The organism is Aestuariivirga sp. (assembly GCF_046093005.1).
Lineage (GTDB): Bacteria > Pseudomonadota > Alphaproteobacteria > Rhizobiales > Aestuariivirgaceae > Aestuariivirga.
In genome coordinates, this window is the sequence record NZ_JBJTER010000031.1 from 19859 (window position 1) to 34012 (window position 14154).

Below are 14154 nucleotides of genomic sequence, written 5' to 3' on the forward strand. Positions count from 1 at the left end.
TGCGCCGGCATGACGGCGGAAAAAATACAGGCCGGTTCAGTAAAAGCAGAAAGCAGCCTAAGGCTTCTTCTCAACCCATTCGAGGAAGGCCTCGAGCCAGCGCGCCAGGTAGCGCCGGGTCTCGGCGTCTGTGAGGTTGCCGGCCGCGTCGAATTTCTCTTCGTTGTTGGTGATGAACACTTCGGGCCGCGGCATGACGATGGCCTGCAGCGCCTGCAGATTCTGGCGCAGGTGATATTGCGCGCGCGCCGTGCCGGCGAACTGGCCGCCGCCCGCGCCGATGATGCCCACGCGCTTCCAGCGGAACGGCGAGCCGCCGCGCGACAGCCAGTCATTGGCGTTCTTCAGCACGCCCGGCATGGAGAAATTATATTCCGGGCAGGCGATTATGATGCCATCGGCGGCGCGAAGCTTCGCATCGAGGGCCGCCACGGCTGAGGGCTTGCCGTTGGCCGCCTCGTCATCCTCGTTGAACAGCGGAATGCCCGCGAGGCTTGCGGCGTCCATGCTCACATGCGCCGGCGCCAGCTCGGCGATGGCGCGCAGCAGCCCGGTGTTGGTGGAGGCTTTGCGGAGCGATCCGCTGTATCCCACGAGCCTGGTCATGCGGCGCCCTTCAACTCCTGAAATGCGGCAAGCGCGGCATCCCGCGCCTTGCCATGGTCGACGATGGGATTGGGATAGTTGCGCCCGAGTTCGACATCGGCGGCGGCGAGCACCAGGCGGGGCGCCTCCCAGGGCCGGTGGATGAACTCATCGGGCAGACGCGCCAGTTCCGGCACCCATTTGCGCACATAGGCGCCTTGCGGATCGAACTTCATGCCCTGCAGCACCGGGTTGAAGATACGGAAATAGGGCGCCGCGTCAGCGCCGCAGCCCGCCACCCATTGCCAGCTGGCGGCATTGTTGCCGATGTCGGCATCGACCAGCGTGTCCCAGAACCAGCGCTCGCCCTCCTGCCAGGGGATCAGCAGATCCTTGATCAGAAACGAGGCGGCGATCATGCGCACCCGGTTGTGCATGATCCCGGTGGCCCATAATTCGCGCATGCCGGCATCGACGATCGGATAGCCGGTTTGGCCGCGCTGCCAGGCCTTGAGGCCGGCCGGATCGTCGCGCCAGGGAAAGCCGCGGAATTCACGCCGGAACGGTTCGGCGGGCAGGCTGGGCCAGTGATGGAGCAGGTGATAGGAGAATTCCCGCCACAGCACCTCTTTCAGGAATTTCTCGGCTGTCTTGTCGAGCTTTCCGCCAGCCGCCAGCTGTGCTCTGCGCACCGCGTGCCAGGCCTGGGCCGGGCTGATCTCGCCGAAATGCAGATGTGGCGAGAGCCTTGAGGTGACGTCGCGGTCGGGCCGGTCCCGCTCATCGGCGTAGTCCGCGAGGCCGGTCCTGATGAAATCCTTGAGGCGGGCCGCCGCGCCATCCTCGCCCGGGGTCCAAAGGTCCGGGAAGGTCTTGGCCCAGTCAGGCTTGTTGGGCAACAGGCCCCAGTCTTCCAGCCGGTCGCTTTTAACTGCGCCGGTGAAGGCCGTGAAGCGCGGCACGGGCTTCAGGGGCTTCGGCTCGCCTGCCGCGAAACAGGCTTTCGAGAACGGCGTGTAGACCCGGTAGGGCTCGCCCGAGCCGTTGCGGATCGCCTCCGGCTCATGCAGCAGGAAGCCGCCATAGCGATGACAAGAGGCCCCCGCCGCTTCGCAAGCGGCCTTCACATTGCGCTCAAGCGCGCCGGCCCAGGGCGCATAGTCCCGCGCGAAATGCACCGATGCGGCCCCGGTCTCGGCGAGCAGGGCGGCGATTTCCCGGTCCGCCGGCCCGCGCCGCAGCACCAGCGGCACGCGCCCGCGCAAAGATGAAAGGCTGTGGTGCAGCCACCAGCGCCCGGCGCCGCCGCTGCGCCATGCGCCCGGCGTTTCATCGTCGAGGACATAGAGGAAGATCACCGGACCCTGTGCCCCGGCAGCGGTGAGCGCGGCATTGTCGGTGAGGCGCAGGTCCTGGCGGAGCCAATAGATCGCGGGTGAAGTCATGTCTGCCTTACGCTGAGGCCCGGCGGTGGATCAGCGCCAATGGCTTGACTTGCTTGCCGCCGCGGCCCTATATGCGCGCCATCTCCGGCGGGGTAGCTCAGTTGGTTAGAGCACGGGAATCATAATCCTGGGGTCGGGGGTTCAACTCCCTCCCCCGCTACCAAAACCGCCCGCCGTCAGTCAGCCGAGATGGTGGTGACCGCGAAATCCTTGCTCAGCCGGAAATCATAGACCTTGCCGTCGGCGCATTTGCCGTCATCCACCTCATAGATGCCGCTGTCTTCCTTCTCGACATCCTCGGCCTTGCCGGCGGCGCAACCCCAGGCCTTCAGTGCTGCCTCGATCTTCGCCATTTCATCGGCCGAGGGAGCGGAGTCGGCCATCGCCACCGGCGCGAAAAAGAGGAGTGCCGCGAGGGCAGGTGTCAGGGAACGGATCATGGCAAGGGCCTCCTGTAAGATTGCAGAATGAGATTAGTCCCCGGCCGCCGCGCCCGCAACCGTCTCGTCAAGAGGCCCGGCGGCCGTGACGGGCTTGCAAGCTTCGAAAACTTGGCTACAGTAAGCATCAAGCCGGTGCCAATCCGGTTCCGGAAGATAAGTTGTTTTTTGTACCCAAAGGGAGGAAGTCCAATGAAGATCATGAAGGCGGCCGCCATGGCCGTCGTCTCTGCTGTTGCCTTGGCCGGGGTTTCGGCAACGGCCAGCGCCGGCGAGTTTGACGGCGTCACCGTCAACATTCTCACGCGTCCGGGCCCGGTCATCGCCGGCCCGCTGAAGGAACGCGGCGCTGATTTCGAGAAGCTGACGGGCGCCAAGATCGTCGTCAACGAAGTGCCATTCGCGGAAATCTTCCCGAAGATCCAGAATGACTGGACGACGGGCACCAACTCCATCGACATGGGCGTGTTCGCCGCCGGCTGGGGCGTCGAGCTCGACGCGGCGGGCCTCCTGGAGGACCTCGACCCGCATGTCGCCAAGGACACCAAGATCGAGATGGCTGACATCGCGCCCTATTTCCGCGAGTTCGGCCAGAAGATCGGCGGCAAGACCAAGCTCCTCATGGTCGATGGCGACTTCCAGATGGTCTATTACCGCACCGATGTGCTGGAAAAGGCCGGCCTGCAGCCGCCCAAGACCTGGCAGGACTACATCGACATCGCCGCCAAGATCCATGGCCAGGACATGAATGGCGACGGCGAGGCGGACTACGGCTCTTGCATCTTCAAGAAGCGCAACGCCCAGTCCTATTTCGCCATCCAGACGATCGCCTCGTCACTGGTGCAGACCCAGGGAACGGCGCAGGGCTTCCATTTCGACAACGCCACGATGAAGCCGCTGATCAACAACGAAGCCTGGAAGAAGGCCTTCGAGATCTACAAGGAAACCGGCAAGTATGGTCCGCCGGAAGAGTTGAACATGGACATCGGCGATACCCGCGCGGTGTTCAAGGCTGGCCGTTGCGGCCTGCTCATCGAGTGGGGCGATCCGGGCACGCTGCAGCTCGATGCCGACGCCGAGAAGGTCAAGGGCAAGATCTACGCCGTCTCGGCGGTGGGATCGAAGGAAGTGCTGGACCGCGCCACGGGCAAGCTCGTGCCGGTGACCAAGGAGAACGCGCCGAACTCGATTGACGGCATCAACTACGCGCCGTTCGCCGCCTTCGGTGGCTGGGCCGGCGCCATCAACGCCAAGGCGGACGAGAAGAAGAAGGCCGCAGCCTATGCCTTCCTCTCCTACATGAACCAGCCGGCGCAGTCGAACGTGGACGTGACCATCGGGTCCACCGGCTACAACCCCTACCGCCTGTCGCAGCTCGCCAGCACCGATCTGTGGGTGAAGGCCGGCATGCCGAAGGAGCTCGCCGAGAACTATCTCGGCGCCATCAACGGCGCGCTGAACAACCCCAACATGGCGTCTGACATGAAGATCCCCGGCGCCCAGCAGTACACCGGCGTCGTGCTCGACACCGAACTCGCCCGCTATCTGGCCGGCGAAATCACCGTGGACGAGGCCCTCGCCAACATCGAAGAGGGCTGGGAAAAGATCACGGAAGACTTCGGCCGCGACGAGCAGATCAAGGCTCAGGCCCTGGCGCTCGGCCTCTAAGCGCCAGCAATGCCATCTGCTGAAACGACATACCAGCCGGGGAATTCCCCGGCTGGCCCGTTTGGGGCCGGCAGCTGGAGCGAATGGGTTGACCGCCATTCGCGCACCTTCTTCATCGCGCCCGCTGTCATCCTCATTCTGATCTTCGCGATCTTTCCCACCTTCTATTCCATTGTCTTCGCGCTGAGCCGGGTGAAATTCACCGCCAACGGCCTCAGGTTCCGTTTCGTCTGGTTCGACAATTTCCTCGCCCAGTTCTCCGGCAACGAGCAGGCGCATTTCCTCGGCAAGCTCGCCAATGTCAGCCTGCTGGGCTGGGCGTTTTCCTTCGTGGCGCTGGCGCTGGCGCTGTGGTGGCTGTACCGGTCCTGGCGCAAGGGCGCATCGTGGATCGGCATGGCGGGCCGGCTGATTTCGGCGGCCATGTTCGTGTTCCTCGGCTTTATCCTCGGCGCCACGCTGCTCTCTGGCAATCCCTGGGGCACGCTGATGACCACGCTGTTCTATGTGGTGGTCGGCTGCACCGTGCAGTTCGTGATCGGCACCGGGCTTGCCTTTCTTTGCTCGCAGCCGATCTCGGGCAAAAATTTCTTCCGGGTGCTGTTCTTCATCCCGCTGATGATCACGCCCCTGGGCGTCGGCTATGCCTTCAAGATGGTGCTGGACATCACCAAGGGCCCGCTGCAGCCATTATGGGACGCCATCGGGCTGCGCGACTGGGCCTGGTCGACGGATGCCTGGGCCGCCCGCTGGTTCGTGATCCTGGGCGATTCCTGGCAGTGGATTCCCTTCATCTTCATCGTCATGCTGGCCGCACTCGAGAACGTCTCGCGCGACCAGGTCGAGGCCGCGCAAGTCGATGGCGCGTCGGGCGTGCAGATCTTCCGCGACATCACCTGGCCGCAGATCGTGCCGGTGGCCGTGACCGTCATCCTGATCCGCATGATCGAGGCCTTCAAGATCGTCGATCTGCCCAATATCATGACCTCCGGCGGCCCCGGCATTGCCACCGAGTCGATGACGCTGCATTCCTATTTCCTCTGGCGGGCGAATGACATGGGCTCCTCCGCCGCGGTGGCCTATCTGTTGCTCATCCTCACCGTCGTGGTCTGCGCCTCGTTCTTCAACTATGTGGTGCTCGGTCAGTTGAGGAAGGCCAAATGAGCGCTTCGTCCCTCAAGTTTGAAGAATCCGGCCGCAGTCTCATGGAGAGGCTGTTCGAGCCGCCATCGGTTGGCAAGATGTCGCCGGTTGCGAAAATCGTCGCCTACGGCCTGCTCGCCTTCTGGTCGCTGTTCGTGATTTTCCCGATCTACTGGGTGGTGATCACCGCCTTCAAGGACGCCGCTGCCGTCAACCAGGGGCCGTTCTATATTCCTTTCGTTGATTTCCAACCCAATCTCGATGCCTGGCGCGTGCATCTCACGGCGGATGCCAATTGCGATCTCTATTCGGTGGGCCGGCAAGTCGTGCTGCTTTTTTACAACGCCTTCGCCTTCCTGGTGTCGCCGTTGATTGCTCTCAGTCCGATGGAGCCGCAAATCTGCAAGACCTACCTCGCCTTCACCAACTCGCTGGTGATCGGCGTCGCCTCGACGGCGCTCTGCGTGGCGGTGGGCAGCATGGCGGCCTATGCGCTGGCGCGCGTGCAATACAAGCCGAAATTCGGCAACGTCATCGTCTTCATCCTGCTGGCGCTCGCCATGATCGCCGCCACAAGCTATGCCGGCATTCCGTGGTATGTGAGCGCCGCCGTGGCGCTGGCGCTGTTCTTCTTGCTGGCCCGCGCCTTCGGCAAGCGTTTCAAGTCCACGCTCGGCAACGGCGACATTCTGTTCTGGATCATCTCGCAGCGCATCCTGCCGCCCATCGTGGTGATCATCCCCATCTACATGATGTTCCAGGCGGTGGGGCTTCTCGACTCGCATCTGGCGCTGATCATCGTCTATGCGGTGGCCAACCTCCCGATCGTGGTGTGGCTGATGCATGATTTCTTTGCCAGCCTGCCGATCGAACTGGAGGAATCGGCCCAGCTCGATGGCTCCAGCCGCTTTGGCATCTTCTGGGAGATCGTGCTGCCATTGACCCGGCCGGGCCTGGCCGCCACGACGCTGCTCACGCTGATCCTGAACTGGAACGAATATCTCTTCGCCGTCTTCCTTTCCACGTCCAGGGCGCAGACCATGCCGATCATGGTGGCCGCCAAGAACGCCGGCGAAAAAGGCATCCTGTGGTGGGAAATGTGCGCCGTTATCGTCATCATGATCATTCCGGTTATCATCATGGCCATCATCCTGCAGCGCTTCATTGCCCGGGGTGTGCTGCTGGGCGCGGTCAAGGGTTAGGGAAGAGGGGGCAGGGGTTCGGCAATGGCTTCATCGGCAGGCGTACCCGTCACGTTCGACCGCATCGCGAAATCCTTCGGGCCGGTGCGGGTTCTGGAGGAGCTCTCGCTGCAAGTGGCGCCCGGCGAGTTTCTGGTGCTGCTCGGGGCGTCCGGCCCCGGCAAGACCACGGCGCTGCGTATCCTTGCGGGGCTCGAGACGGCCTCGTCCGGCCGCATCCTGATCGGCGACCGCGACGTCACCGAGGTACTGCCCAAATATCGTGACGTCTCGATGGTGTTCCAGTCTTACGCGCTTTACCCGCACAAGACGGTGGCGGAAAACATCGGCTTTCCGCTCAAGGTGCGCAAGGTGCCGAAGGACCAGCAGGACACAGCCATTCGCGAGGCGGCGGCCCAGGTGCAGATCGACCAGCTGCTGGACCGCTATCCGCGCCAGCTTTCCGGCGGGCAGCGGCAGCGCGTGGCGCTGGCGCGCGCCATGGTGCGGCGGCCCTCGGTGTTCCTGATGGATGAGCCGCTTTCCAACCTGGACGCCAAGCTGCGCGGCCATATGCGGGCTGAACTCAAGCACATGCAGTCGGAGCTTGGCACAACCACCATCTATGTGACGCATGACCAGATCGAGGCGATGACGCTGGCGCACCGCGTGGCGATCCTCGAAAAGGGCGTCTTGCAGCAGCTGGATACGCCTGCGAAAATCTACAATGATCCCGCCAACCTGTTCGTGGCGCAATTCATCGGCTCGCCGCCCATGAACGTGGTCCACGGCGCGCTTGACGGATCCCGGTTCCAGACCCGCGGCGGCGGTGTGGATGTTCCGGTGGCGGGGCGCATTGCCAAAGCCATTCTCGGGGCAAGGCCGGAGGATTGCGCCGTCACCGCCACCGGCCAGGGCCATTTGAGCGCCGAAATCTATGCAGTCGAACTGATCGGCGACCACACGCTGGTTACCGTGAAGGCTGGCCAGGACATGCTCACCGTGAAGGCGTCAAAGGATTTTGCCGGCGCCACGGGTGAGGCGGTCGGGGTTTCCTTCACCAGGGACCGGCTGTTTGTGTTCGATGCCGAAAGCGGCGCGCGCATCCGCTGATCCCTCCCCGCGAGGAGGATAAAACTTGAGATTGATTTCAGCTCAACTTGTGCCGCTCTGGAGCATCGGCTGATCAATTGAACGCAGGTGTTCCAGACAGCAAACTCTCATCATCGCCCGCTTGACCCGGCAATCCTGTTCGTGGCGGTGGCAGGAGGACGCCCGGATCAGATCTTGGCATGATGAGCATTACGCGGCTTGATACTCACAAGAATGACTGCCCGGTGCCCCAATGGCGCGGGCGGTGAAGCGCGGCCGCCGTTCTTCCCGTCATGTCTCCCATGCCTTCTGCCGCTCCGTCAGCGGGACAGGACAATGGAAGCGCCATGAAGAGGCATTCTGCTCTGACCGTCAGGCGATTCCCGGCCGGCATTGCAACGAAAACTGAGGAGACACTGCAACGGCAATCATGACCTGGAAATGACGCAGGCTGCTTCAGCGCGGCAGGGTGGTCTCGCCCATCAGATACTCGTCCACGGCGCGGGCTGCCTGGCGGCCCTCGCGGATCGCCCACACCACCAGCGACTGGCCGCGGCGCATGTCGCCCGCCGAGAACACCTTCGGCGTTGAGGTCTTGTAGTTCGCGACATTGGCCTCGACATTGCCGCGGCCGTCGAGCTTGACGCCCAGCGCCTTGAGCATGCCGTCATGCACCGGATGGACGAAGCCCATGGCCAGCAGCACCAGATCGGCCTTGATCTCGAAATCGCTGCCCGGCACTTCCTTCATGGCGGCATCGACCTTCACGCAGTGAAGCTTTTTCACTTCGCCATTTTCGCCGGAGAACGCCTTGGTCATCACCGAGAAATCGCGTTCCGCGCCTTCCATGTGCGAGGACGACGTGCGCAGCTTGAGCGGCCAGTTCGGCCAGGTGAGAAGCTTGTTTTCCGTCTCGGGCGGCTTTGGCATCACTTCGAGCTGGGTCACCGAGAGCGCGCCCTGGCGAACCGAGGTTCCAATGCAGTCGGAGCCCGTGTCGCCGCCGCCGATCACCACCACGTGCTTCTCCGCCGCCAGAACCGGGCGGTTGTCGAGTGGCGGCTCCTTGGAAACGCGGCGGTTCTGCTGCGGCAGGAAGTCCATGGCGAAGTGAATGCCGGCGAGGTCGCGGCCCGGGATCGGCAGGTCGCGCGGCTTCTCGGAGCCTCCCGCCAGCACCACTGCGTCGAAACTGTCGGCGATCTGCCGGGCATCCTGGGTGACGCCGATGTTGACGCCGTAGTGGAAGGTAACGCCTTCCGCCTCCATCACCGCGAGGCGGCGGTCGATCAGGTGCTTTTGCATCTTGAAATCGGGGATGCCGTAGCGAAGGAGGCCGCCGGCCTTGCCGTTCTTCTCGAACACATGCACGTTGTGGCCGGCGCGCGCCAGCTGCTGGGCGGCGGCAAGGCCAGCCGGGCCGGAGCCGATCACCGCCACTTTCTTGCCGGTCTTGCCGCGGTAGGACTCGGGCTTGATCCAGCCGTTCTCCCAGGCCTTGTCGACGATCGCGCATTCGATGGTCTTGATGGTGACCGGCGTATCCTCGAGGTTCAGCGTGCAGGAGGCCTCGCAGGGCGCGGGGCAAACGCGGCCCGTGAATTCCGGAAAATTATTGGTCGAATGGAGATTGCGCGAGGCCTCCTCCCAGTCGCCGAGATAGACGAGGTCGTTCCAGTCCGGGATCTGGTTGTTCACCGGGCAGCCGTTGTGGCAATAGGGAATGCCGCAATTCATGCAGCGCGCCGCCTGGCTCTTCACGCTTTCTTCGGAAAGCGGAATCACGAATTCCTTGTAATTGCGCACACGGTCAGCGGCCGGGGTGTATTTCCGGTCCTGCCGCTCGATCTCGAGGAAACCCGTTACCTTGCCCATCTCACGCACTCCTCTTGACGCCGATCGTCATGCCGTCGCTGTGCTTCTGCGCGGCTTCCAGCTCCTGAAGCGCGCGGGCATATTCCACCGGCATCACCTTCACGAATTTCGGCAGGAAGCTGGCCCAGTTGTCAAGGATCGTCCGGGCGCGCGATGAGCCCGTGTAGCGCAGGTGCCGCGACAACAGCTCCCACACGCGCTCGGCGTCGCGCCGGTCCATGTGCGAGGTGACGTCGACCAGACCATGGTTGTGCAGGTCGCCCGCCGCGTGGTGCAGCTTCTCGCGGGTCGCCTCCTCGGCCGGAACCGGCTGCAGGTCGACCATGGCCAGGTTGCAGCGCTTGGCGAAATCGCCGCCCTCGTCCAGCACATAGGCAACGCCGCCGGACATGCCGGCCGCGAAGTTGCGCCCGGTCTCGCCGATCACCAGCACGCAGCCGCCGGTCATGTATTCGCAGCCATGGTCGCCAACGCCTTCGACCACCGCCACGGCGCCGGAATTCCTGACCGCGAAACGCTCGCCCGCCACGCCGCGGAAATAGCACTCGCCGGTGATCGCGCCATAGAGCACGGTGTTGCCGACGATAATCGAGCGCTCGGGCACGAAGCCGATCTTGTCATGCGGGCGCACGATGAGCTTGCCGCCCGACAGGCCCTTGCCGGCATAGTCATTGGCCTCGCCGGTGAGCTCAAGGGTGACGCCGCGCGCCGCCCAGGCCCCGAAGCTCTGGCCGGCGATGCCGCGGAGCTTCACCATAATGGTGTCTTCGGGAAGCCCGGCATGGCCATAGCGCTTGGCCACCTCGCCGGACAGCATGGCGCCCGCCGTGCGGTCATAGTTGTGGATCTCCGTCTCGATCCTCACAGCTTCCCCGCGCGCCAGCGCCGGCTCGGCGGCGGCGATCAGCTTGCGGTCGAGCACGCGATCGATGCCGTGGTCCTGCGCCGTCACCTTGCGGGTGGGGACCGGGCCCACCACATCGGGCTTGGCGAAGATACGGCTGAAATCGAGGCCGCGCGCCTTCCAGTGGGCAATCGCCATTGACTGGTCGAGCCACTGCGTCTCGCCGATGAGTTCGTCGAAGTTCTTGAGCCCCATGGCCGCCAGCTGCTCGCGCACTTCCTCGGCGACGAAGAAGAAATAATTGATCACATGCTCGGGCTCGCCCTTGAAGCGCTTGCGGAGCTCGGGGTCCTGGGTGGCCACACCCACCGGGCAAGTGTTCAGATGGCACTTCCGCATCATGATGCAGCCGGCCGCGATCAGCGGCGCGGTGGCAAAGCCGATCTCGTCGGCGCCGAGCAAGGCCGCGATCACCCCGTCGCTCCCCGTGCGGATGCCGCCGTCGGCCTGCACCGCGATGCGCCCGCGCAGGTCATTGGCAACCAGCGTCTGCTGGGTTTCGGCAAGGCCGATCTCCCAGGGCAGGCCCGCATGCTTGATCGAGGTCAGCGGCGATGCGCCGGTGCCGCCCTCATAGCCCGAGATCGTCACGTGGTCGGCATGTGCCTTGGACACGCCCGCCGCCACGGTGCCCACACCCACTTCGGAGACGAGCTTCACCGAAACCTGGCCGGCCGGATTGACGTTCTTCAGGTCGAAGATCAGCTGCGCCAGGTCCTCGATCGAATAGATGTCATGGTGCGGCGGCGGCGAGATCAGGCCCACGCCCGGCGTCGAATGGCGCACCTTGGCGATGGTGGCGTCAACCTTGTGGCCGGGAAGCTGGCCGCCCTCGCCGGGCTTTGCCCCCTGCGCCATCTTGATCTGCATCATGTCGGAGTTGACGAGATACTCCGCCGTTACCCCGAAGCGGCCCGACGCCACCTGCTTGATGGCCGAACGCATCGAATCGCCGTTGGGCAGCGGCTTGAAGCGGTCCGCTTCCTCGCCGCCCTCGCCGGTGTTGGACTTGCCGCCGATGCGGTTCATGGCGATCGCCAGCGTGGTGTGCGCCTCGCGGCTGATCGAGCCGAAGGACATGGCGCCCGTTGCGAAGCGCTTGACGATGGCGGCAGCGGGCTCCACCTCGCTCACATCGATGGGCTTGCGCCCCATCTCCTCGGCTGACCTGATGCGGAACAGGCCGCGCATGGTCTTCAGCCGCTCGGACTGCTCGTTCACCAGCCTGGCGAAGGCCTGATACTTGTCCCTGGCGTTGCCGCGCACCGCGTGCTGGAGGTTGGTGATGGTCTCGGCGTTCCACACATGCGCCTCGCCGCGGATGCGCTGGGCATAATCGCCGCCCACGTCGAGCGCGGCGCGGAACACGGGGTTTTCGCCGAAGGCATCCTCATGGCGGCGGAACGCCTCCTCGGCGATTTCGAGCAGCCCCACGCCCTCGATCTGCGAAGAGGTGCCGGTGAAATACTTGCTTACGAAATCGGAGGAAAGCCCGACCGCGTCAAAGATCTGCGCGCCGCAATAGGACTGGTAGGTGGAGATGCCCATCTTGGACATCACCTTGAGAATGCCCTTGTCGATGGCCTTGATGTAGCGCTTCTGCGCCTCGTAGGCGGTGATCTTCTCCTCGAGCGTCGGCAGCATGTCTTCCAGCGTCTCGAAGGCGAGATAGGGGTTGATGGCCTCGGCGCCATAGCCGGCCAGCACGCAGAACTGATGCACTTCGCGGGCCTCGCCGGTTTCGACGACAAGTCCCACCGAGGTGCGCAGGCCCTTGCGGATCAGGTGGTGATGGGTGGCCGAGGTGGCGAGCAGCGACGGGATCGGCACCCGCTCGGCGGAAACCGCGCGGTCCGACAGGATGATGATGTTGTAGCCGTCCTTCACCGCGCGTTCGGCGAGAGCGCACACCGAATCGAGAGCGGCTTCCATGTATTGGTGTCCGTTGGCCACATCATAGGTGATGTCGATGGTGGCGGTGCGGAATGGATTGTCGGCCACCGCGCCGATGGTGCGGATGCGCTCGAGGTCGTCATTGGTGAGGATGGGCTGCGCCACCTCGAGCCGCATATGCGCCGAGGTGCCCTTGAGATCGAGCAGGTTGGGCCGGGGCCCGATGAACGACACGAGCGACATCACCAGCTCCTCGCGGATCGGGTCGATGGGCGGGTTCGTCACCTGCGCGAAGTTCTGCTTGAAATAGGTGTCGAGCAGCTTGGGCCGGTCGGACAGCGCCGAGATCGGCGCGTCATTGCCCATCGATCCCACAGCCTCCTGTCCGGTCTGGGCCATCGGCGCCATCAGGATCTTGAGGTCTTCCTGGGTGTAGCCGAAGGCCTGCTGGCGGTCGAGCAGGGCCACGGTGGACCTGGCGCGCCTGGTCTTTGGGGCGGGCAGGTCCTTGAGCACGATCTGGGTGCGCTTCAGCCAGTCCTTGTAGGGGTGGGCGGCAGCGAGTTCCCTCTTCAACTCCTCGTCGGCGATGATGCGCTTTTGCTCGAGGTCGATCAGCAGCATCTTGCCGGGCTGCAGCCGCCACTTGTGGGTAATGTTCTCCTCGGCGAACTGCAGGCAGCCCATTTCGGAGGCGAGCAGGATGCGGCCATCCGCGCTGGTCAGGTAGCGCGAGGGGCGCAAGCCGTTGCGGTCCAGCGTGGCGCCGATCATGCGGCCGTCGGTGAACACCATGGCGGCGGGGCCGTCCCACGGCTCCATCAGCGCGGCGTGGTATTCGTAGAAGGCGCGGCGGTCCTCGTCCATCAGCGGGTTGCCCGCCCAGGCCTCGGGGATCAGCATCATCATGGCATGCGGCAGCGAATAGCCGCCCATGGTCAGGAATTCGAGCGCGTTGTCGAAGCAGGCGGTGTCCGACTGGCCTTCATAGGAAATCGGCCACAGCTTGGAGAGGTCCTCGCCCAGAATGTCGGAGCGCATGTTGGCCTGGCGCGCCGCCATCCAGTTATAGTTGCCGCGCACCGTGTTGATCTCGCCGTTGTGGCAGACGAAGCGGTAGGGGTGGGCGAGCGGCCAGCTGGGAAAGGTGTTGGTGGAGAAGCGCTGGTGCACCATGGCGAAGGCGGATTGAAGCCGCTCGTCCTCCAGGTCGCGGTAATAGGCGCCGAGGTCCTTGCCCAGGACGAGGCCCTTGTAGACGAGGGTGCGCGCCGAAACCGACACCGGGTAATAGGTCCTGGCGCGCTGGCCAAGCACATCGAGCACGCGGTTCGAGACCACCTTGCGGCAGACGAACAGCTTGCGCTCGAAATGCGCCTCGTCGCGGATGGTGGGCCCGCGCCCGATGAACACCTGGCGGTGTACGGGCTCCGTGCCCTTCACCGAATATCCGAGTACGGAGGAATCGACCGGAACGTCGCGCCAGCCCAGAACCTTGAGGCCTTCCTCGCGGGTGGTTTCCCACCAGATGCGCTCGATGTCCTGGCGGTAGACGGGCTCGCGCGGCATGAACAGCTGGCCGACGCCATAATGGCCAGGGCCGGGAAGCTCGAAGCCAAGGCGCGCGGCCTCTTCCACGAAGAAATCATGCGGGATCTGCAGCAACAGGCCGGCGCCGTCGCCAGCCTTGGGGTCGGCGCCCACCGCGCCGCGGTGCTCGAGGTTCTTGAGGATCGACAGGCCATCGGCAATCATGCGATGGCTCTTGCGGTTGTGGATGTCGGCGATCAGCCCGATGCCGCAGGCATCGTGCTCGTTGCGCGGGTCGTAAAGCCCATGCGCCTCGGGAAGTCCTTCAGGCCGGTACTGGATGGTCATGGCCGATACTCCTTGCGTCTTCCTCAACCCTTGTCGCCGCACCGGCTTCC

9 protein-coding genes and 1 tRNA gene are annotated in these 14154 nt (G+C 64.2%); 5 read left to right on the top strand and 5 right to left on the bottom strand.

Annotation, left to right across the window (positions count from 1 at the left end; all coding sequences use genetic code 11):
* Positions 1–57 precede the first annotated feature (57 nt).
* On the bottom strand, positions 58–606 hold the full coding sequence (locus ACKOED_RS02520; RefSeq protein WP_408915003.1) for an NADPH-dependent FMN reductase: 549 nt from the start codon (positions 604–606) through the stop codon (positions 58–60).
* A complete protein-coding gene (locus ACKOED_RS02525) occupies positions 603–2030 on the bottom strand; it encodes a cryptochrome/photolyase family protein (RefSeq protein WP_408915004.1) in 1428 nt (475 codons plus the stop codon). The genes ACKOED_RS02520 and ACKOED_RS02525 overlap by 4 nt, the downstream gene beginning before the upstream one ends.
* Positions 2031–2116: 86 nt before the next feature.
* On the opposite strand from ACKOED_RS02525, the gene ACKOED_RS02530 reads away from it, so the two are divergent.
* A tRNA-Met gene (locus ACKOED_RS02530) sits at positions 2117–2193 on the top strand.
* 13 nt (positions 2194–2206) lie between these two features.
* On the opposite strand, the gene ACKOED_RS02535 is transcribed toward ACKOED_RS02530, so the two are convergent.
* On the bottom strand, positions 2207–2470 hold the full coding sequence (locus ACKOED_RS02535) for a PepSY domain-containing protein (protein ID WP_408915005.1): 264 nt from the start codon (positions 2468–2470) through the stop codon (positions 2207–2209).
* Positions 2471–2662: 192 nt separating this feature from the next.
* On the opposite strand from ACKOED_RS02535, the gene ACKOED_RS02540 reads away from it, so the two are divergent.
* The 4 genes from ACKOED_RS02540 to ACKOED_RS02555 are packed head-to-tail and all read left to right on the top strand — an operon-like array spanning position 2663 to position 7575.
* Entirely contained in the window at positions 2663–4138 is a 1476-nt protein-coding gene (locus tag ACKOED_RS02540; RefSeq protein WP_408915006.1) for an ABC transporter substrate-binding protein, read from the top strand.
* 9 nt (positions 4139–4147) lie between these two features.
* A complete protein-coding gene (locus ACKOED_RS02545; protein WP_408915007.1) occupies positions 4148–5302 on the top strand; it encodes a carbohydrate ABC transporter permease in 1155 nt (384 codons plus the stop codon).
* Positions 5299–6483: a carbohydrate ABC transporter permease gene (locus ACKOED_RS02550; protein WP_408915008.1), complete on the top strand. Its 1185-nt coding sequence runs from the start codon at positions 5299–5301 to the stop codon at positions 6481–6483. Before ACKOED_RS02545 ends, ACKOED_RS02550 begins: the two co-directional genes overlap by 4 nt.
* A gap of 24 nt (positions 6484–6507) precedes the next feature.
* Positions 6508–7575, top strand: a complete 1068-nt coding sequence (locus ACKOED_RS02555) for an ABC transporter ATP-binding protein (protein WP_408915009.1) — start codon at positions 6508–6510, stop codon at positions 7573–7575.
* Positions 7576–8010: 435 nt separating this feature from the next.
* Here ACKOED_RS02555 and ACKOED_RS02560 read toward each other — a convergent pair whose 3' ends face one another.
* A complete protein-coding gene (locus tag ACKOED_RS02560) occupies positions 8011–9429 on the bottom strand; it encodes a glutamate synthase subunit beta (RefSeq protein ID WP_408915010.1) in 1419 nt (472 codons plus the stop codon).
* A 1-nt stretch (position 9430) separates the two neighbouring features.
* The gene (gene gltB / locus ACKOED_RS02565; RefSeq protein ID WP_408915011.1) at positions 9431–14104 is read right to left on the bottom strand and encodes a glutamate synthase large subunit; all 4674 of its coding nucleotides are present in this window, start codon (positions 14102–14104) and stop codon (positions 9431–9433) included.
* Positions 14105–14154 lie beyond the last annotated feature (50 nt).

Bases quoted from the DNA above. Each gene is read 5' to 3' on its own strand.
- ACKOED_RS02520 (WP_408915003.1), bottom strand. From the start codon at position 606: ATGACCAGGCTCGTGGGATACAGCGGATCGCTCCGCAAAGCCTCCACC.
- ACKOED_RS02525 (WP_408915004.1), bottom strand. From the start codon at position 2,030: ATGACTTCACCCGCGATCTATTGGCTCCGCCAGGACCTGCGCCTCACC.
- ACKOED_RS02535 (WP_408915005.1), bottom strand. From the start codon at position 2,470: ATGATCCGTTCCCTGACACCTGCCCTCGCGGCACTCCTCTTTTTCGCG.
- ACKOED_RS02540 (WP_408915006.1), top strand. From the start codon at position 2,663: ATGAAGATCATGAAGGCGGCCGCCATGGCCGTCGTCTCTGCTGTTGCC.
- ACKOED_RS02545 (WP_408915007.1), top strand. From the start codon at position 4,148: ATGCCATCTGCTGAAACGACATACCAGCCGGGGAATTCCCCGGCTGGC.
- ACKOED_RS02550 (WP_408915008.1), top strand. From the start codon at position 5,299: ATGAGCGCTTCGTCCCTCAAGTTTGAAGAATCCGGCCGCAGTCTCATG.
- ACKOED_RS02555 (WP_408915009.1), top strand. From the start codon at position 6,508: ATGGCTTCATCGGCAGGCGTACCCGTCACGTTCGACCGCATCGCGAAA.
- ACKOED_RS02560 (WP_408915010.1), bottom strand. From the start codon at position 9,429: ATGGGCAAGGTAACGGGTTTCCTCGAGATCGAGCGGCAGGACCGGAAA.
- gltB (WP_408915011.1), bottom strand. From the start codon at position 14,104: ATGACCATCCAGTACCGGCCTGAAGGACTTCCCGAGGCGCATGGGCTT.